Source organism: Shewanella mytili (genome assembly GCF_046765975.1).
Classification (GTDB): Bacteria; Pseudomonadota; Gammaproteobacteria; order Enterobacterales; family Shewanellaceae; genus Shewanella; species Shewanella mytili.
Map to the genome: position 1 here is coordinate 145,107 of NZ_JBKOUD010000002.1, position 17,758 is coordinate 162,864.

A 17,758-nucleotide genomic window follows, 5' to 3' on the forward strand; every position below is an offset into this window, starting at 1 on the left:
TTGCAGTGGGTTTTGGCAGTATACCCACTTTGCCCCTTGTCTGCAGTTGCCATCTTTTTGTTCTGTTAATCCCAATGTCAGGGGATTTGTCTTGTCTGGCAGGAACCCCGCTTTTAAGCTGGGGCGGTTTTTGTCCATAAGAGGGGAATACCGTGCAAAGTTGGCAGGCGTTTATCGCAGCAGAAGCACAGCAGGCATATTTTCAACAGCTTACCGAGTTTGTGGCCTCAGAGAGGCAGGCGGGAAAAGTGATTTTCCCGGCGGAAGAAGACGTGTTTCGGGCATTTGAATTAACTCCCTTGCCCAAGGTGCGGGTGGTGTTGCTGGGCCAGGACCCTTATCACGGCGCGGGACAGGCGCACGGGCTGTGTTTCTCCGTAAAGCCCGGGGTGGCGTTGCCGCCCTCTTTGCGCAATATCTACAAGGAACTGGCCGATGAAATTGAGGGCTTTCAGATGCCTGCCAACGGTTTTCTGGAACGCTGGGCCAGGCAGGGCGTCTTGATGATCAATACGGTGATGACCGTCGAGCAGGGGCGCGCCAATTCCCATGCCAAATTGGGGTGGGAGACCTTCACTGACCATGTGCTGCAGCGGTTGAACCAGCAGTCCCAGCCCATCATTTTTGTATTGTGGGGCGGCCACGCCATTAAAAAAGGCAAGTTGATCACCTCGCCCCAGCATCAGATTTTAAGCGGCCCTCATCCCTCACCTTTATCGGCCTATCGGGGATTTTTCGGTTGCGGGCATTTTCTGGCCATCAACCAGCAACTGCAAGCCCGGGGCGAGACGCCCATTGACTGGCAACCTTGAAGCCGCCGCAAAATCCTGAAACAATCAATGGCCCACAGGGCAAGAGTGAATGGCAATGAAACCGATTTTGATTACCGGTGTCGGGCGGCGTTTGGGGCTGGCCACCGCTAAGGCGCTGCTGGCCGATGGCTGGCCGATTATCGGCACTTACCGTACCCATTATCCTGAGCTGGATGAACTGCGCGCGCATGGCGCCGTGCTTTATCGTATCGACCTGTTGGATGCTGCGGAGCTGGCAACCTTCATCCAGTGGTTACGGCGCGAATGCAAAGGGCTGCGTGCCATTATCCATAACGCGTCTGATTGGCTGGCTGAAAGCGCCGGCCAGGCCCCTGAGGTCATTTTCGGGCAGATGATGGGCATTCATGCAAAAGTGCCTTATCAGTTGAACCTGGCGCTGGCAGATTTGCTGGATAGCGATGAAATCGGTGGCGCGGATATTATCCATGTGACCGATTATGTGGCACAAAAGGGCAGTGCCAAGCACATTGCCTATGCCGCCAGTAAAGCCGCGCTGGAAAACCTCACGCTCTCCTTTGCGGCCAAGCTGGCGCCTACCATCAAGGTCAACAGCATTGCGCCGGCCATGATGCTGTTCAATGAGCAGGATGATGCCGGTTACCGGCAAAAATCCCTGGCCAAGGCCTTGTTGCCCAAAGCGGGCGGTGACATGGAGTTTGTTTCCGCGGTGCGTTATTTGCTCCATAGCCGTTACATGACCGGCAGTTGCCTGAATCTGGATGGCGGCAGGCATGTAAAGTAACGCCTTAAACCCAAAAGCCCCCATGTGACACTGTCACATGGAGGCTTTTGCATTAAGGACCATTGCTGGCGGTTTTAGCCTGCCGCCGGCGATTGTGCGCTTGTTGGATGTTGTTGCAGGCGCAGTAACCATTTGCCGTAAATGTAAATGCCCACGGCGGAAATGGTGCCAATGGCCGCGATAATGTACCAGGCGTAACTGATGTTATGCAGCTGGTACAGATGCTGGGTCAAAGCCTCGGGCGTTTGTCCGGTGTAACTGACCAGCTGATGGAAGGCCTCGCCCTGTGGAATGGCCGCCACATCGCTTTGGCTCATGCCCTGTTGCTCCAGCATCTGTCTGGAAAACACCTCTTTTGAAGCGAATTTTTCGTACAGTTTCGGGCCAAAATAGCCTTCAAGCCCCCAGCCTATGCCTTGGGGCAGCATCACAAACCCCAGGTACATGGCGGTTTTACCTTCCGGGGCGATATTGCCCATAAACTCGTTTTTCTTGGGGCTTATCATCATCTCGCCCACCGAAAACATGGCAATGGCCAGCACAATGAACCAGGCCGCATGGGTGGCACCAATGAGTACGAATGCCGCCACGCTGAGAATGCAGCCAGCCAGCATGGCCGTGGTGATACGGTATTTGGCGGTAAGGGCCGCAATGAGGAAACAGCAGGTCATGATAAGACCGGCATTCAGGTTCAGCATGCCTTCCGGCATCACTTTGGTCCCGGCGTTGTCCAGTCCCAGCCAGAACTGCAGTACCCCGTTGCTGGTGCCCTCATCGCCAAACAGGGTGGACACAATCACGCTGGTATCCACCCACTCGGCGATATGGATGGGCAGCACGTCAAATAATGCATTGAACAAAAACCAGAAGCCGGCAAACACCAGCATGTAATAGAGTACCACCGGTTTTTTCAGTTCATTCCAGGCATCTTTCCAGAGAAATTCCTGGGTCAGTTCGCCATTTTTGATTTTACGCTGCCGCTCCAGGCGGGCCTCTTTGCCCGGCTCCCGGTAGGTGAGCAGAAACAGAAAGTTAAGGGAGATAATGGCGGCGCAGGCGTAGAACACATTGTCCCAGGACAACTGGCGCATGTGTACCGCCACCAGTGGTCCAAGAAAACCGCCCACATTCACAATCTGGTAGAAAATCCCCCAAGCCATGGAGGAGTTGTCTCGGCGGGTGGCCAGTGCCAATGTTCCCTGGATCCCCGGTTTGAAAATGCCGGTACCAATGGCCAGTAGGGAGGCCCCCAGCAAAAAACCCCAGAAATTGGGGAACCAGGCCATGCACAAATAGCCGCCGATTTTGATGATGGTGGCGGTGAAAATGGTTTCTTTGTAGCCCACCCGGTCCGAGATGCCGCCGCTGAATACGGGCACGAAGGTTTGCAGCAGTGCCCAAGTGGAAATGATAATGCCGTAGTCGGTGAGGTTAATTCCCAATCCCCCGGCAGACTCCGGCGCTTTGGCATAAAGTCCGGCACTGGCTTTAACGCCGTAATAGGCAATGCGTTCCACCATTTCCATGCCGCCCACCAACCAGAAAACATAACTTAAACTGGAGATGGCAGCCCACATGCTCAGTTGCTTCATTTCGCGTAGGTCATTGCCTGTATGTGTATTATTTGGCGGCATTATTTCCCTCTGTGACGGCTTGTTGGATTTAGGTGATCAATAAACGACGATACCTTATCTTTTTTTAACTAAATAGCAAAAATCTCTGCTGTTTATGGGATATCCTCGCAGTGTTTTTTGTATGTAAATATAAATGAAACAATATAAAAAGATGATTTTAAAGGATATTTAATAACTCTTTTTAAAAATGTGCCAAGGTGGTGCGGCTGGGGTTTATCTGGCATGAATACCGCGCTTTTCCGTGTGAACCCGCTGTGGCTGATTGGGCTGCCTGTGCGGCGTTTTGGTGCATCGGCGAGGGTGTTATCCGGCAGGATGCTGGCGATGAACTGCGCCTGTGCAGTCATTGGCGGCTTTGTTATACTCCGTCACCTATTGTTTAGCTGGTTCGAAATTATGGTACAGATATACACGCCGTCACATGCTGCGTCCTCAAAATGCATGCCTGAAGTGCGGGATAATGGGCTGGAATTGCTGGCCCCCGCCAAAAATGCCGATTACGGCATTGCGGCCATTGGCCACGGCGCAGATGCGGTTTATATCGGTGGCCCGGCATTTGGCGCACGCGCCACCGCCGGCAACAGCGTGCAGGACATTGAACGTCTGTGCCGTTACGCCCATGGCTATGGTGCACAGGTCTTTGTGGCGCTCAATACCATTCTTAGCGATCAGGAACTGCAACAGGCCGACAGGCTGATAAATGAATTGTACCAAGCGGGTGCCGACGCCCTGATTGTGCAGGACATGGGCATTTTGCAACTGGACTTGCCTCCCATTGCCCTGCATGCCAGTACCCAAACGGACAACCGCACGCCAGAAAAAGTCGCGTTTCTGGAACAGGTGGGATTTTCTCAGGTGGTGCTGGCAAGGGAGCTGAGCCTGGCGCAAATTGAGGCCATTGCCGCCCATACCAACACTCGGCTGGAGTTTTTCATCCATGGCGCGCTGTGCGTCAGTTATTCCGGGCTGTGCAATCTCAGTCACGCCTACAGCAAACGCAGCGCCAACCGGGGCGAGTGTTCCCAAATGTGCCGCTTGCCCTGCAATCTCAAAACCCGTGACGGAGAAACCCTGGCTGAAAATCAGCACCTATTGTCGCTCAAAGACAATAACCAGACCGATAACCTGCAGGCATTGATTGCCGCTGGGGTGCGCTCTTTCAAGATAGAAGGGCGCCTGAAAGACTTAAGCTACGTGAAAAACGTGACCGCCCATTACCGTCAGCAACTGGATAACATCATGGCCCGGCAGCCGACGCTGCACCCCACCTCCCAGGGCCGTTGTGATTACAGTTTTACGCCCAATCCGGATAAAAGTTTCAACCGGGGAAAAACCGATTATTTTGTCAATCAGCGCCATGGTGGGCTGAATGATTTTCGCACTCCAAAATACTTGGGGCAAAGTGCCGGGCGTGTCAGCCGCATGGGCAAGGACTGGCTGGAAATCAATCATGATGGCAGCGAGGCCGGTGAATTGCACAACGGTGATGGCCTGTGTTATTTCACCGTTGATTTTGCCAAGGCCATTCACTCGGATGCCAAGTTAAGCGGCATCCGGGTCAATCGCACCGACGGCACCCGGATTTGGCTGGCAGGGCCGGTGCCCGGAGATCTGCGGGTTGGGGTGGAGTTGTTTCGCAACCTTGACCATGAGTTTGAAAACCTGCTCAGCAAGGATTCAGCCACACGGTTACTGGATGTGGACTTAACGCTGCATGACAGCGATGACGGCGTGGCCCTGAGCATCTGCGACGATTACGGCAACCGGGTGGAAGTGAACGCGGATTTACCGCGGCAGGTGGCCAATAATCCGCAAAAAGCGCTGCAGCACCTGCAAAGCGGTTTGGCAAAACTGGGGGGAACCCGTTATCGGGCCCGTCAGGTGGAAATCGCCACCGCGCAGCCCTGGTTTATTCCCGCGGCAGCATTAAACGGCTTGCGCCGCGACGGCATTGCAGCGCTGGAGCAACAGCGCTTGGAGAACTATCAGCGGCCACGGCCCTGGCCTCGCGACCCTGATGCCGTGTTCCCGCAAAAATACCTCAGCTACCTTGGCAATGTGAACAATGCCAGCGCCAAGGCGTTTTATGAGCAGCACGGGGTGATCAAGATTGAGCCGTCATACGAGCAGAACCAGCGCCTGGACGATACTCCGCTGATGATCACCAAGCATTGCTTGCGCTACAGCTTTGACATGTGTCCCAAAGAACATCCGGAGCTCAAGGCCGAACCCATGTTGCTGGAAGTGGGTAATGACACCCTGAAGCTGGTGTTCGATTGCCCGAAATGCGAGATGCTGGTGGTGGGCAGTAACAAGCTGTAGCTGGCGGCTGTTTACCGTTCGGTTACATTTCCGGCGGTTTTTTGAAGCAAGTCAAACATGTGTTTACTTTTCCCGCTTAAGCTTGTGCTGATACAGCGGATTGTGGGAGGAGAGCATGTCAAAAGTCATGTTTGAGCGCAGTTTTGTATTACTGCTAGGGATAGTCGCGTTTATTCTGTTGTCCATTGCCTTTTCCGGCGAATATTACACCCCGTTGCTAAAACTCCCGCCGCTGGCACTGGCAGCGGGGTTATTGGTGACAACCGGGGTGGGGATCTGGTCGGTACAACTGGGGCAGCGGGCGCTGTGGCTGCTACCGCTGACCTATATACTCCTGCTGGCATTGGGGGCGCTGATAACCTCCTCATCGGTGGTGCTTATCATCGCCAAGGCCAGCATTTTGTTGTCGGTATTCATGATAGGCATGCTGATTGCCGGCAACATCCGTTTGCCTGCTCATGTGGCCGCCGCACTGGTGGGCATGCTGGCACTTTCCCATGGCTACGCTTATGGTCACGCCAACCTCGGCAGCACCGACTGGCAGCAGGGGTTCACCTTTTATGAGGTTGTACTGGTGCTATTGCCCGGGCTAGTGGCCGCATTGCTGATGAGCCTGCTGGGGGAAGCAACCTGTTCCACACTGGTAAAAACTCACCATAAACCCATTGCTTACGGGCTTGGCGGCAGCATGTTACTGGCAGGTCTGTTAATGGTGGTTGTGGGATGAAAACCGCGGGTTGAAAAAGACGTGAAACAAGGGACGTGAAAGACAACAAATTGCGAAACTGGTCGGAGCGAGAGGATTCGAACCTCCGACCCCTGCCTCCCGAAGACAGTGCTCTACCAGGCTGAGCTACGCTCCGCTCCGAACATTTTCGTACTGCAGCAGCGTCTCCCGCTCTGCAACGCTGCGTATGATGCCACAAAATTTACCAAAGCGTGATAGCCCCGGATATCGTTTGCTGTAAATTTGAACGGAAAACCGCATTAATTTTCATCACTCAGTGTTTTCATGGCCTGCACCAGGGCATAAAGGCCGTTGGTACGGGAGGGACTGAGCTGTCCGGCAAGGCCTAACTGCTGGAAAAATGCCTCGGCCGAGAACTCGGCAATCCGGGCCGCAGTGGCGTTATTCATCTGGGACAGCAGCAAGGCAATCAGCCCTTTGACGATGCGGGCATCGCTATCGGCCAAAAACAGGTGTTGCTGTTGTGACTGCAGGTGGTAAACCCATGCCGCACTTTCGCAGCCACGAACTCTTGCCGCTTCGGTCTGCCACATTGCTGGCAATGGCGGTAGCAGTTTCCCGGCCTGCATCAGCAGGCGGTATTTATCCTGCCAGCTGCGGGCGGCGGCAATGGCCTCCACGGCTTGTTGTAACCGGGGCTGCTGTTGCAACAGGTTATGAAACAGGGCGGTTTCCGGGTGTGACATGTTTTCACTCTCCTTTTATCAGGGCGATGGCTGCCTGCAGTGCCTGGATGAAACGCTGAATGTCCATTTCGTTACTGTAAACGCCCAGTGAGGCACGACAGCAACCATTGATCCCCATCAGCGCCATCAACGGCATGGCACAATGATGGCCACAGCGGATGGCCACCCCTTGCTGGTCCAGCAAAATGCCCAGATCCTGATGATGCTCCCCTGCCAGGTTAAAGGCTACGGCGCCCCGATTATCCTTATGGGCGCCATACAGGGTGATGCCGGGAATTTGTGCCAGTTGCTGTTGCAGTTGTTGCAGCAGTTGTTGCTCCTGCCGGCACACATCATGACGCTCAAGGCTGTTGAGAAAATCCACGGCGGCGCCCAGCCCTATCACTTCGGCAATGGGCGGGGTGCCGGCTTCCAGCCGATAGGGCAGCTCGCCAAATTCGCTGTGGGCAAAGCTGACGCTTTTGATCATTTCGCCGCCGGTGAGCATGGGTGCCAGGGTATCAAGCAGCGCATAACGGCCCCACAATACGCCCACGCCCGTGGGGCCGTACATCTTGTGGCCGGAAAAGGCGTAAAAGTCGCAGCCCAGTTGCTGCATGTCCAGTGGCAGGTGCGCGGCGGCCTGAGCGCCATCCACCACACACATAGCACCTGCTGCCCGGATGCCAGGCGTCAGGGCGGCAATGTCATTCACCGTGCCCAGCACGTTGGAAACATGGCTTAATGCCACCAGTTTGGTGGGCTGTTGCAACAGCGCTGTCAGTGCGGTTTCATCCAGCCGCAGTTCCGGTGTCAGCGGAATGGCAATCAGCTCGGCGCCGCGGCGTTTGGCCAGCTGCTGCCAGGGCAACAGATTGGCGTGGTGGGCACTGCTGTCCACCAGAATGCGATCGCCCGGCTGTATCTGGCCTTCCAGGCCATAGGCCAGCAGGTTCAGCGCTTCGGTGGTGCCACGGGTGAAGATAATCTCCTGCGGGCACGAGGCATGGATGAACTGCTGCAGTTTTTGGCGCACGGCCTCAAAGGCCTCGGTGGCCGCGGCGGACAACTGGTAGCTGCCACGATGGACATTGGCATTGAAGCGGCGGTAGTAGTCATCCATGGCCTGCAGCACCCGTTCAGGCTTTTGGCTGGTGGCGGCGCTGTCGAGATAACACAGAGGATAGTCGCCCATCATCTGTTGCAGTAGCGGAAACTGCTGGCGGATTGCAAAACGGCTCATGGTCTTTACACATAATCAAAAGGCGCACAGATCTTCAAAGATTTATGCGCCCATTGCAAGCGGTTACCGGTTTAAGGACAGGGCAAACGGTATTGTTCGCTGAGCTGCTCCAGCTCTGCCAGTACCTCAGCAGACAAACACAGCTGCTGGCTGTTGATATTTTCCTGTAACTGTTGGGTTGAGGTGGCGCCGATGATGCTGGCGCCCACAAATGGCCGGGAGTTGACCCATGCCAGTGCCATCTGCGCCGGACTCAGCCCCAGTTTGCGCGCCAGGGACACATAGGCTTCGGTGGCCTTGATGGCCAGCTCACTGCGATTGTAGCGGGCAAAACGCTTGAACAGGGTGAGTCGGGCACCCTCTGGCCACTGGTTGTTGAGGTATTTGCCGCAAAGCGTGCCAAAAGCCAGCGGGGAGTAGGCCAGCAGTGGCAGTTGCTCCCTGTGGCTGATTTCACTCATGCCCACATCAAAACTGCGATTGAGCAGGTTATAGGGATTTTGCACGGTAACAATGCGGGGCATGTTGTGTTTTTCTGCCAGCTGCAGATATTTCATCAAGCCCCAGGGGGTTTCGTTGGACACGCCGATGTAGCGCACCTTCCCTTGGCGGATCACTTCTGCCAGCGCTTCCAGGGTCTTGAGGATGGGGGTTTGTGATTCTTTGCTTTGTTGCTGGTAATACAGCTCGCCAAAAAAGTTGGTGTTACGGTGAGGCCAGTGGATCTGGTACAAATCGATGGTGTCCACGCCCAAGCGTTGCAAGGAGGCATCCACCGCTGCATGGATATTGTCCCAGTCCAGCGCCATGTTTGGGCGGATGTGGCTGCTGCGGCCGCATCCATCGGGGGCGGCGATTTTGGTGGCAATCACCAGCTTGTCGCGGTTGCCCCGGGCCTTGAGATACTGGCCGATGATGCGTTCACTTTCGCCTTGGGTTTCCGCTTTGGGAGGCACCGGGTACATCTCGGCGGTGTCGATAAAATTAATCCCTTCGCCCAATGCCAGATCCATCTGGGCAAAGGCTTCGGCCTGGGTGTTTTGCTGGCCCCAGGTCATGCTGCCCAGGCACAGTTTACTCACTTCCAGGTTGGAATGGGGAATACGCAGATATTCCATTGACAGCTCCTTGGTTCCTGTTTACTAGCACGCTAGCAATTTTTTTGCATGTAGGACAGTCAATTATGCGCAAGTGCCCCAATTAGTCTCCTGTCGGGGTCAGATTTCCCGCAGCATGGGAATTTCGCAGGCATCGTGGCCGGTGTCACCCAGCGGGCGCTCCAGTGGCGAGAAACCCAATTTGTGGTAAAGGTGCAGGGCTTCGGGGAGCAGATGGGTGGTTTCCAGATACATCTGCCGGTAGCCGAGATCTTTTGCCCGGGACACACAATGCTGCAGCAGTTGCCGCCCAAGGCCAAGCCCGCGCCCCTTGGGCAGAAAATACATTTTTTGCAGCTCGCAGATGCCGGGGTTGCCCTTGACGCTGCCAATACCGGCACCGCCAATGATGTGGCCGTCAAGCGCCAGCAACCAGTAACCGTGCCCCGGTTGGCTGTAGATGGCGGACAAGTTGTCCAGTGTGGGATCTGCCACGCTGTAGCCTTTGTCTGCGGTGAGTCCGTACTCGGCAGAAACCTGGCGGATAATGGCGGCAATGGTGGCATCGTCCCTGGCGGTCAGGGGCCGGATATTGATATGGGCTGGCATGTGCTTGCATCCTTTTGCTGGCAATTCAGTAAAGCTCGGGGAAACGCAGTGGTGCGGCGGCCATTATCAAGGCGGCCGTATAGGTGCTTTCCCGGCTGGCATGGCCCTGGGTCAACAACCCAATGGCGCCACCGGCCTGCTTGATGTTGACGGTTTGAAACAGCGCATCCATCACATCGCCAAGCTCCTGCCCTTGTTGCAATGCCTGATACACCTTGTGAGGCAACGGCAGATGGGCGCTGCGGCTAAGATGAATGCGCTGATTGTCGGCAATGGCCACCCAGGCGTAGGTGTAGGCCTGTTCCGCCAGCAGGGCCACGCCGCCCTCCATGGCCAGATAGTAATCGGCATCGGCGTGTTGCCGACAGGCGGCAATGCGGTTAAGCGCGCCTTGGCGGGTGGCCTCGTCACTCATGGGCTGGGCCGCCACGCCGGATGGGGCATTGAACTTTTCACAGCGAATGTCAGCCTGGGGATGCAAGGTGGCAACGGCTGCGGTGGCGGCATTGATTTTGACCGGGTTGCAAGAACCCACGATAATGCGAACGGATGATTTCATAAATCAGGCAGTTACCACTTCTTCAAACATCAGGTAATGGCTTTGTTCCATCCCCAGGGCACGGTAGGTTTTTTGGGCGCGATAGTTGTCGTGTTCCACGTATAAACGAAAACTTGCCACGCCACCTTCAGCTGCGGCCATCTCTTTTACGGTTTGATACAGCTTCCGGTAAATGCCCTGACGGCGGCAGGCCGGCGTGACATACACGCTCTGGATCCAGTAGTAGTTGGCGGCACGCCAGTCGCTCCACTCAAAGGTAACCATCAGCGAGGCCACAATTTGCCCCTGTTGTTCTGCTACCAGATAAAACCCGCGTTGGGGCTGGTTGATCATGGTGGTGACACCGCGCTCGAGGGTGGTGCCATCCAGTTGCAGTCCTTCGGTTTCCTCGGCCATGGCTTGATTGAAGCTGACCAGTGCACTGATGTCTTCGCTGCGTCCTTTACGAATATGCATAACATCTCTCATTAACAGTTGGGTACGGAGTGGTTGTACAATCTAACAGTGTGCCGGGAGTGGTGCAATTGGCTTAATGGGCGTTTTGTTATGCGAACAATGGCAGGAAGGCGGCGCCGCTTAAGTTGTCCGGATTGATGCAGATCATCCAAATCCCGGCACATTATGCTAGGCTGCGCTCCTTGGCCCCTGTCTGGCCACCGAAAATTTTCTCTTTCCCTAAGGTAGAACATAAAAATGTCTCATGATAAGCCTTCATTGCTCCGCAGGCTCTGGTGCCTGTGGCAACGTTTGCCCTTGTGGCTGCAAATCCTGGTGGGGATGACACTGGGTATTGTCACCGGCTTGTGTCTTGGCGAACGGGCCGAGTACCTTAAGCCCATCGGCACCCTGTTTGTGAACACCATTAAAATGCTGATTGTGCCGCTGGTGTTCTGCTCCCTGATTGTGGGGGTGACTTCCATGGAAGACACCAGCAAGATGGGCCGCATCGGTTTCAAGTCTTTCGCGTTTTATCTGGCCACCACCTCCATTGCCATTTCAGTGGGCTTGTTGGTGGGCAGCCTGATGGCTCCGGGTGAAGGTTTGCCGCTGGCAGCCAATCTGGAAGCCGCTGCGCCGAAAGCCGCTCCATCGGTGATGGAAACCCTTATCAACATTGTGCCCACCAATCCGGTTGCCGCGCTGGCCAATGGCCAGATTTTGCAGGTGATTGTGTTTGCGGTAGCGCTGGGGGTGGCTCTGGTACTGATTGGTGAGCACGGCAAACCGGCCATTCGGGTGTTTGAAAGCCTGGCGGAAGCCATGTACAAACTGACCGATATGGTGATGAGACTGGCACCATACGGGGTGTTCGGACTGATGGCCTGGGTATCCGGCAAATACGGCATGCAGATGTTGTGGCCGCTCATTAAGGTGATCATTGCCGTTTATCTGGGGTGTGCCTTGCATATTCTGGGCTTTTACAGTGTGGTGCTCAGCCTGTTTGCCAAGCTCAATCCCGTACAGTTTTTCAAAGGGATCAGCAACGCGCTGGCGGTGGCGTTTACCACGTCAAGCTCTGCCGGCACCTTGCCCGCCAGCATGAAATGCGCCAGCGAATACCTGGGGGTAAACAAAAAAATCTCCAGTTTTGTGTTGCCCCTTGGCACCACCATCAACATGGACGGTACGGCGCTGTATCAAGGGGTGACCGCCCTGTTTGTGGCGCAGGCTTTCGGGGTGGACTTAACCTGGGTGGATTACATTACCATCGTGCTTACCGCCACGCTGGCCTCCATCGGCACCGCCGGGGTGCCCGGCGCCGGGCTGGTGATGCTGACACTGGTGCTGACCTCGGTAGGGCTGCCGCTGGAAGGGGTGGCACTGATTGCCGGGATTGACCGTATTCTGGACATGGCGCGTACCGTGGTGAACGTGTCGGGGGATTTGGTGGCCACCACCATCATTGCCAAATCGGAAAACGAGCTGGATTTGGAGCACTACAATGCAGATTTGCAGCAAAGCGCGCTGATTGCCGAGCAAAATGCGGCAGCGGAGCAAAAGGCTGACGTGTAACCATCAGCCTTTGAGGCAGGTTTATTGGCGCTGCAGCAGTAACAAGGTGGCGCCTTGGGAGCCTTGCAAGCGCAGCTGGTTGCCCTGGCGTTCGGCGGTAACAACCTGTGGCAGCAGTTGCATGACTTGCTGCTCTTGGGCCATCAATACATCCACACAGGCCTTCATGGTGCTGCCTGCGGGCATGAGATGCAGTTGCTGCGCTTGCAGCTGATAACGGCCAAAAAAGTTGTTGCAGCTGTTATTGCCGCTGAGTTTGCCGTTTTCGGCAAAGGTGAGTTGGGCCGGGCTGAAATCCACCACCGGCTGTCCGTTAATCTGCTGTATGTGCCAGTCGCCCAGCAGTTGGGTGGCGGTAATGGGGGGCGTGGTAAGGGACTGGCAGGCACTGACCGAACAAAACGCCAGCATTAACAATAATTTTTTGGGCATGGAATGCTCCCGTGATGATAAACAGGCAGCAGTTTGGCAATTTTTATCCGTTAAATAAAGCGCTGCCGTGATTTTTCAGCGGCTATCCGCCAGCACCGGGCAACAAGGACTAGGCCTGCGGTTTTCGTCCATGGTGTTGGCCCGTAGTGCTGCATGGGTCAAGCATCCGTCTCTTGCGTTGAGCGCAGTCCGCCGCGCGCTTCATCCAGCATGGCAACCAGTTTGGAGGTGGAGTCCGGGGTGAAAAACCGGTAACTGAAGTCCAGCAACATGGGTAAGGGCGACTGGCTGAATAGCCGCTGCACCCGTTTGACGATATGCTCCAGATCCCGCTCCAAATCCACAAATACCAACAACACAAATTTGTGCGGATCATAATGGGCGGCAATATCAGCGGCTCTTAGCGTGGTGAGCAGCAGGTTGGCAAATTCCTGATGGCAGCGGTTCAGGGATTCTTCATCCACATCGGTTGTTGGCGTCAATTCAAAGAAAATCACCCCGCAGTGGGCACCAAAACGGCGCCCCAGATTGAGCTGGCGCGGTGCCATCATGATAAAGCCATAGTTGTTCAGCATGCCGGTTCTTGCATCCCGCATGGAGAGTGCCTCAATGCGGTGGTTTTGGCACATCAATGTCAAATCCTGTTGCAGCAGGATTTGAAACGGCTCCAGCATCAGCGGGCTGACATGCTGATGCTCGTTGGCGTGGGCATTGAGCACGCATAGGCAGCCAAATACCGAGCCGTCCGGCCAGTGTACCGGCCTGGAAAGAATGCACAGCACGCTGCGAAATTCATCGGGGTATTCATCGGCGGTGCCCAGTGTCAGGTCGAGATTCAGGCCCTCAGGGCTGCTGTAGGACATGCGCTGCAACAGCTTGGTTTCTGCAGCAAAGGTATTGCCGGGAGCAAACTGCATATCGTTATCGGCAGCACTCACAATGACTTCATAACCGCAATCGGTGATTTGCAGCACAAAGACTTTATCTGCCTGGTAGTAGTGTTTCATCAGTTCACACTGATGCATCCAGCGCACAAGGTTAAGGCCGTGATTGTCATTTTCCAGCAAGCTTATTCCAGGGTTAACCGAATCCGGCAACATAACCTTATCCTTTGCAGTGGGAGAACAACTGGCATTAAGTGTGGGTTTGTTATTAACATTTTGCAAATTTGAGTAGGCGATGTTTTGCACATTGTCAACATGTCGGTAACAATGGGGTGCGTGTCAGCCATCTTTCGCGTTAATCCCTGTTGTCACTATGTGAAAACGCGCTGTTGGCCGAGGGCTGTGACAGGATTAGCCATGCCTGTGCCAACAGGTTTAACGCAAGGGAGTCAAGAGGATGAACCGTCAACCATTACCGTCGCCAGCATCATTGCTGGCATCAAGCAAAACCCTGCGCCTATCGGCCTTTGACATGGCCCGCTGGCTGGTGTCATTGCTGGCGCTGCAGCAGCAGAAATACCAAGTGGTGGAGGCGCAAGTGGAAGGCAAGGCCGGGAGGCGCTTTTTGGTGCAGGCGCTGGATGTGACATTTGATTGCGGCCGTACCAACAACTACCACAGCCAGTTAGCCTTGCTGGCGCAGGATGCGCCGGTGACTGACAGCCAACCCGTGGCGGTGATCCCGTTACCGCCACAACAGTTGGCCTTTATGTGCATGGAAAGCGCCCATTTTGATCATTGCTATTAGATTGGCGTTGCTCTTCCGCTAGCTTTTGAGAATTTGCAAGGGCAATCCCAACATGGCATCACCGCTGCCGGCCAGATGCCAGATGACGCCGACCAGTGCGGCAACCGTCAACAGGTACCAACCCGCCGACACCATTTGACCGTAACGATCCAGCGGGATCAGGTGACTGTTAAGGCGCTGTTTCCACTCCATGAAAATTTCCAGCCCGCCAATGGCCAATAAGAAGCCCAATAATGTCAGTCCCAATTGGTAGCTGAGAACCACCCCCAAAACCAGCCCGGCGCCACAGATGGCCAACCCCATGAAGCGGTTTTGGGAAAAACTGATGCTTTTGAGAGCATGGCCGCCATCAAGGGGCAGTACCGGCAGCAGATTGAACAAATTCAGCAGGGCGTTGAAGCCGGATAGCGCCGCAAAAAACGGATTGTCCGTCAGGTGATAGATCAGCAGCGCCAGCAGTGATAGCAGCAATCCGAAAAACGGCCCCATCAGGGAGATCACCACATCCTGCCAGCGGGTATTGATTTTATCATCCGACAAGGCCAGCCCGCCCATAAACGGGATCAGGTAAATGCCCTTGGTTTTCATGCCGAAATATTGCATGGCACGAATGTGGCCATACTCGTGAAACATCAGGCATACCAGCAATGCTAGGGCAAACTGGAAGGAAAACAGCCAGGAATATGCGGCAATGCTGGCGCCGGCAAGAACCACCTTGATGACCTTGGCGCTTTTGAACAACTTGAACAGCAGTGACACCAAGCCCAGCGGCCCGGGTTTGGATGCCTGGGCATGAGGCGGCGGCGCCTGCCGGGCCATGTCGTTTTCGGTGCGCTGCCCCTGAGCCAGCAGTTGCTCATCGGCCAGCAAGCAGTAATCCAGTAAAAAGGGTTGCCAGCGCACATCCACTTCAAGGCGTATTTCAATGGGGGAATGCTGATTGGCGGATTGCAGCTGGAACTGATGGACTTTCAATCCTTCACCATCACTGCTGGCAGCCTTTTGTGACACCAGTTGTCCGTCCCAGAAAAGCTGTTGCCAGCCTGCCAGGGAACCCTCGAGTTTCAGAGGCTTGCCCAGACATTCAATATTCAGTAATTCCACATGACGTTCCATTGGTTCTTGTTGACGGGGATTATGCCTATTGCGCGGGAATAACAGAAGGGTCAGGCAAGTGATTTCATCAATGCCATGGCGTCGTGGATGCTGTGCAGTTGCAATTTGCTCAGGCAGCAGTTGCCCTCTAGCAAGGCATGGCGTTGCACAAGGGGTTGCAATTCATCCAATTGATAACGGCCAGCCGGAATTAATTGCAACGGCTTAAGCGTGATGCGCCACTGCGAGGCCGCGCTGTCCAGCAGCCGGTCACCGGGGTTGAGCAGATGACCGGATTCCTGCTGCAATTGCCGCCACGCTTCCTGGCTGGCCAGATACAATAGCTCATCTGCGCCCTGTTGTTGCAACAGGGCGGGCCAGCAGGGAAGCGGCAACGGCTTAAGCGTGATTGCTGTAGTCAAAACTCACTTCAGCTCCCTGGTTTGCCACAATGCACGGGCCGTGTTCCCGTTGGGTTTTGTGTTGTGCAGCGCCAATGTGAATTTCCACATTGGCATACATGCGGCGTTTGATTTCCATGTGATTGTGCTGGTAATAGTTGTCGGTGTTATGGCGCATCAGGTCGGTGTCTATCTCTTCTTGCGCCAGTTCTGCCTCGATGGTGTGCTTTTGCTCCAGCATGAACTTCACCTGCTCCACCATGGCGTTGTCGTGCTGCCACTCTGCCTTGGGTGGCAGTCTGCGCAGGCGGGCTTCCATATCCAGCTTGGCCACCACCAGTTGCCGCATGCTGGCTTCCAGCTCCTTGAGCTTGAGCTTGAGCTCATCAAGCTTCATGGCGCAGTACAACTCGGTTTTGGTATCGGCGGTGGCGCCGATGGTCACGGCCTGTATTCCCTGCTCGGCTTTCACCCAGCCGCCCACCAGATCACCGCGGCGGCCGCTGCTGTCGCTGACAATCAATTTGGCATCGGTCACGCTGTGGCTGTGCAGCAACTGTTTGGTGATCAGGATATTGCCTACGCTTTGCAGGTGGGAATACTGTACGAACTGGGCTGAAATCTGCCCTTTGGCACAAAGGCGGGTTGACAGCTCATTGCCCCCCAGCTGGCGGCCCAGCACGCCTTTACTGACGGTAATGTCGCCGTCGGCTTCAAGCTGGGCGGATTCCACAAAACCCAACACCGTGATGTCGCCGGAGCTGCGTACCTGCATGCCTTCACATACATCGCCGCTAATCAGTACGCTGCCCTTGAAGTCCACATTGCCGTAGCCCACATCCACATCCTTGATGTGCAGCACGTCATCCACCTGCATGCCATTACGGATCTCGACCGGTTGCCCCGGTGTGGTTGCCAAGAGTTGCAAGGGATTGTCTGCGGCAACTGCAGTACCTTCCCCGGCTTTCATCTCCACATCCTTGCCGGCTTTGGCGGGAATGATGTCGCCGTTGACATTGTAGCCCTTGCAGCCGCTGGTGGCGGGGATTTTCTCCATCAACAACTCCTGCGGGCGCACCATGACCACTGAGCCCAGATTGCGCATGTCCACGGTGCCGTCGGCACGTTCCTGGGGCTGCAACAGGCGCTCACGGGCAAGGGGAACCTTGCGCACCAATTTGGCGTGGGTGCCGTTAACCGCGGGTTTGCCCACCGCAATCAAGCCGCTGATGTCTTCACCGGGATTGAGTTTCCCCGCACTCTGGAGCAGGGCCTCTATTTTTTGTTTGGAAAGCCCCATGCAGATGTTTTTTTGCTTGAGTTGCTGCAGTACATCTTGCAGGGCTACCGCTTTGCCGCCCCAAGGGGCTTTCAGGGTCATGCTGGCTTGCATTTTGTCTTTGCTGGCTTCAACACTCACCTGTCCGTCACGGCGCTCGGCCACGCGAAACACCAGCTCATGCTCGCCTTCGCTTTTGCCCAAAAGGTCGTTAACGTCTTTTACTGCGGTGTGAATGGCCTTTTCCAGCGGCATCATCATGCTGAATTCAGGCAATTTGAGAAGTTGTTTTAGGGTTTCCTCTGTGATGGGGCCGTGGTGTTGGGGGATGATTCTTAGTTCAGCGAACTCGCTGTCGCTGCTTAAATGGAGCAGTTCTGGCGCTGGCATAGTG

At 55.2% G+C, this 17,758-nt stretch carries 18 protein-coding genes, 1 tRNA gene and 1 pseudogene; 6 read left to right on the plus strand and 14 right to left on the minus strand.

The features are described 5' to 3' along the window. Positions 1 to 152: 152 nt before the first annotated feature. Both ung and folM read left to right on the plus strand, forming a co-directional pair. Entirely contained in the window at positions 153 to 812 is a 660-nt protein-coding gene (gene ung, locus ACIDEJ_RS03375) for a uracil-DNA glycosylase (RefSeq protein WP_411986687.1), read from the plus strand. Positions 813 to 861: 49 nt separating this feature from the next. After that, positions 862 to 1,575 carry a dihydromonapterin reductase gene (gene folM / locus ACIDEJ_RS03380; protein ID WP_411986688.1) on the plus strand — a complete coding sequence of 238 codons (714 nt, stop codon included), beginning with the start codon at positions 862 to 864 and terminating at the stop codon, positions 1,573 to 1,575. A 74-nt stretch (positions 1,576 to 1,649) separates the two neighbouring features. On the opposite strand, the gene ACIDEJ_RS03385 is transcribed toward folM, so the two are convergent. Both ACIDEJ_RS03385 and ACIDEJ_RS03390 read right to left on the minus strand, forming a co-directional pair. Beyond that, on the minus strand, positions 1,650 to 3,209 hold the full coding sequence (locus tag ACIDEJ_RS03385; protein WP_411986689.1) for an MFS transporter: 1,560 nt from the start codon (positions 3,207 to 3,209) through the stop codon (positions 1,650 to 1,652). A 92-nt stretch (positions 3,210 to 3,301) separates the two neighbouring features. Next, positions 3,302 to 3,556, minus strand: coding sequence for a hypothetical protein (locus tag ACIDEJ_RS03390; protein WP_411986690.1), 255 nt, complete (start codon positions 3,554 to 3,556; stop codon positions 3,302 to 3,304). 49 nt (positions 3,557 to 3,605) lie between these two features. Here ACIDEJ_RS03390 and ACIDEJ_RS03395 point away from each other — a divergent pair, with 49 nt between their 5' ends. After that, on the plus strand, positions 3,606 to 5,531 hold the full coding sequence (locus tag ACIDEJ_RS03395) for a peptidase U32 family protein (RefSeq protein WP_411986691.1): 1,926 nt from the start codon (positions 3,606 to 3,608) through the stop codon (positions 5,529 to 5,531). 115 nt (positions 5,532 to 5,646) lie between these two features. Beyond that, positions 5,647 to 6,258 carry a HupE/UreJ family protein gene (locus ACIDEJ_RS03400; protein ID WP_411986692.1) on the plus strand — a complete coding sequence of 204 codons (612 nt, stop codon included), beginning with the start codon at positions 5,647 to 5,649 and terminating at the stop codon, positions 6,256 to 6,258. A 59-nt stretch (positions 6,259 to 6,317) separates the two neighbouring features. On the opposite strand, the gene ACIDEJ_RS03405 is transcribed toward ACIDEJ_RS03400, so the two are convergent. From ACIDEJ_RS03405 to ACIDEJ_RS03435, 7 genes and pseudogenes are all read right to left on the minus strand, one after another. Next, a tRNA-Pro gene (locus tag ACIDEJ_RS03405) sits at positions 6,318 to 6,394 on the minus strand. Between the two features lie 124 nt (positions 6,395 to 6,518). Then, complete coding sequence (locus ACIDEJ_RS03410) at positions 6,519 to 6,965, minus strand: SufE family protein (RefSeq protein WP_411986693.1); 447 nt, start codon at positions 6,963 to 6,965, stop codon at positions 6,519 to 6,521. Between the two features lie 4 nt (positions 6,966 to 6,969). Then, the gene (locus tag ACIDEJ_RS03415) at positions 6,970 to 8,187 is read right to left on the minus strand and encodes an aminotransferase class V-fold PLP-dependent enzyme (protein ID WP_411986694.1); all 1,218 of its coding nucleotides are present in this window, start codon (positions 8,185 to 8,187) and stop codon (positions 6,970 to 6,972) included. A 71-nt stretch (positions 8,188 to 8,258) separates the two neighbouring features. Further along, positions 8,259 to 9,305, minus strand: coding sequence for an NADP(H)-dependent aldo-keto reductase (locus ACIDEJ_RS03420; RefSeq protein ID WP_411986695.1), 1,047 nt, complete (start codon positions 9,303 to 9,305; stop codon positions 8,259 to 8,261). Between the two features lie 99 nt (positions 9,306 to 9,404). Then, positions 9,405 to 9,875 (minus strand): annotated as a pseudogene (locus tag ACIDEJ_RS03425) (GNAT family N-acetyltransferase); the annotation flags it as partial. A gap of 43 nt (positions 9,876 to 9,918) precedes the next feature. Next, the gene (yjjX, locus tag ACIDEJ_RS03430; RefSeq protein ID WP_411986696.1) at positions 9,919 to 10,452 is read right to left on the minus strand and encodes an inosine/xanthosine triphosphatase; all 534 of its coding nucleotides are present in this window, start codon (positions 10,450 to 10,452) and stop codon (positions 9,919 to 9,921) included. Positions 10,453 to 10,455: 3 nt separating this feature from the next. Further along, positions 10,456 to 10,908: a GNAT family N-acetyltransferase gene (locus tag ACIDEJ_RS03435; protein WP_411986697.1), complete on the minus strand. Its 453-nt coding sequence runs from the start codon at positions 10,906 to 10,908 to the stop codon at positions 10,456 to 10,458. A gap of 237 nt (positions 10,909 to 11,145) precedes the next feature. Between ACIDEJ_RS03435 and ACIDEJ_RS03440 the strand changes: the two genes are divergently transcribed. Then, positions 11,146 to 12,465 (plus strand): dicarboxylate/amino acid:cation symporter, encoded by a 1,320-nt coding sequence (locus tag ACIDEJ_RS03440; protein WP_411986698.1) that lies wholly within the window; start codon positions 11,146 to 11,148, stop codon positions 12,463 to 12,465. Between the two features lie 21 nt (positions 12,466 to 12,486). On the opposite strand, the gene ACIDEJ_RS03445 is transcribed toward ACIDEJ_RS03440, so the two are convergent. Next, positions 12,487 to 12,897 (minus strand): META domain-containing protein, encoded by a 411-nt coding sequence (locus ACIDEJ_RS03445; RefSeq protein WP_411986699.1) that lies wholly within the window; start codon positions 12,895 to 12,897, stop codon positions 12,487 to 12,489. A gap of 158 nt (positions 12,898 to 13,055) precedes the next feature. Further along, the gene (locus tag ACIDEJ_RS03450; protein ID WP_411986700.1) at positions 13,056 to 13,997 is read right to left on the minus strand and encodes a GGDEF domain-containing protein; all 942 of its coding nucleotides are present in this window, start codon (positions 13,995 to 13,997) and stop codon (positions 13,056 to 13,058) included. Between the two features lie 241 nt (positions 13,998 to 14,238). Between ACIDEJ_RS03450 and ACIDEJ_RS03455 the strand changes: the two genes are divergently transcribed. Next, positions 14,239 to 14,589, plus strand: a complete 351-nt coding sequence (locus tag ACIDEJ_RS03455; RefSeq protein ID WP_411986701.1) for a hypothetical protein — start codon at positions 14,239 to 14,241, stop codon at positions 14,587 to 14,589. An 18-nt stretch (positions 14,590 to 14,607) separates the two neighbouring features. On the opposite strand, the gene ACIDEJ_RS03460 is transcribed toward ACIDEJ_RS03455, so the two are convergent. The 3 genes from ACIDEJ_RS03460 to ACIDEJ_RS03470 are packed head-to-tail and all read right to left on the minus strand — an operon-like array spanning position 14,608 to position 17,754. After that, complete coding sequence (locus ACIDEJ_RS03460) at positions 14,608 to 15,705, minus strand: site-2 protease family protein (RefSeq protein WP_411986702.1); 1,098 nt, start codon at positions 15,703 to 15,705, stop codon at positions 14,608 to 14,610. A 50-nt stretch (positions 15,706 to 15,755) separates the two neighbouring features. Further along, positions 15,756 to 16,106: a DUF4144 family protein gene (locus tag ACIDEJ_RS03465; protein WP_411986703.1), complete on the minus strand. Its 351-nt coding sequence runs from the start codon at positions 16,104 to 16,106 to the stop codon at positions 15,756 to 15,758. Next, positions 16,084 to 17,754 (minus strand): DUF342 domain-containing protein, encoded by a 1,671-nt coding sequence (locus ACIDEJ_RS03470; protein ID WP_411986704.1) that lies wholly within the window; start codon positions 17,752 to 17,754, stop codon positions 16,084 to 16,086. Before ACIDEJ_RS03470 ends, ACIDEJ_RS03465 begins: the two co-directional genes overlap by 23 nt. Between the last annotated feature and the right edge of the window lie 4 nt (positions 17,755 to 17,758).

Excerpts from the sequence above, each read along its gene's own strand:
- folM (WP_411986688.1), top strand. The coding sequence starts at position 862 with ATGGCAATGAAACCGATTTTGATTACCGGTGTCGGGCGGCGTTTGGGG.
- ACIDEJ_RS03385 (WP_411986689.1), bottom strand. The coding sequence starts at position 3,209 with ATGCCGCCAAATAATACACATACAGGCAATGACCTACGCGAAATGAAG.
- ACIDEJ_RS03390 (WP_411986690.1), bottom strand. The coding sequence starts at position 3,556 with ATGACTGCACAGGCGCAGTTCATCGCCAGCATCCTGCCGGATAACACC.
- ACIDEJ_RS03395 (WP_411986691.1), top strand. The coding sequence starts at position 3,606 with ATGGTACAGATATACACGCCGTCACATGCTGCGTCCTCAAAATGCATG.
- ACIDEJ_RS03400 (WP_411986692.1), top strand. The coding sequence starts at position 5,647 with ATGTCAAAAGTCATGTTTGAGCGCAGTTTTGTATTACTGCTAGGGATA.
- ACIDEJ_RS03410 (WP_411986693.1), bottom strand. The coding sequence starts at position 6,965 with ATGTCACACCCGGAAACCGCCCTGTTTCATAACCTGTTGCAACAGCAG.
- ACIDEJ_RS03415 (WP_411986694.1), bottom strand. The coding sequence starts at position 8,187 with ATGAGCCGTTTTGCAATCCGCCAGCAGTTTCCGCTACTGCAACAGATG.
- ACIDEJ_RS03420 (WP_411986695.1), bottom strand. The coding sequence starts at position 9,305 with ATGGAATATCTGCGTATTCCCCATTCCAACCTGGAAGTGAGTAAACTG.
- yjjX (WP_411986696.1), bottom strand. The coding sequence starts at position 10,452 with ATGAAATCATCCGTTCGCATTATCGTGGGTTCTTGCAACCCGGTCAAA.
- ACIDEJ_RS03435 (WP_411986697.1), bottom strand. The coding sequence starts at position 10,908 with ATGCATATTCGTAAAGGACGCAGCGAAGACATCAGTGCACTGGTCAGC.
- ACIDEJ_RS03440 (WP_411986698.1), top strand. The coding sequence starts at position 11,146 with ATGTCTCATGATAAGCCTTCATTGCTCCGCAGGCTCTGGTGCCTGTGG.
- ACIDEJ_RS03445 (WP_411986699.1), bottom strand. The coding sequence starts at position 12,897 with ATGCCCAAAAAATTATTGTTAATGCTGGCGTTTTGTTCGGTCAGTGCC.
- ACIDEJ_RS03450 (WP_411986700.1), bottom strand. The coding sequence starts at position 13,997 with ATGTTGCCGGATTCGGTTAACCCTGGAATAAGCTTGCTGGAAAATGAC.
- ACIDEJ_RS03455 (WP_411986701.1), top strand. The coding sequence starts at position 14,239 with ATGAACCGTCAACCATTACCGTCGCCAGCATCATTGCTGGCATCAAGC.
- ACIDEJ_RS03460 (WP_411986702.1), bottom strand. The coding sequence starts at position 15,705 with ATGGAACGTCATGTGGAATTACTGAATATTGAATGTCTGGGCAAGCCT.
- ACIDEJ_RS03470 (WP_411986704.1), bottom strand. The coding sequence starts at position 17,754 with ATGCCAGCGCCAGAACTGCTCCATTTAAGCAGCGACAGCGAGTTCGCT.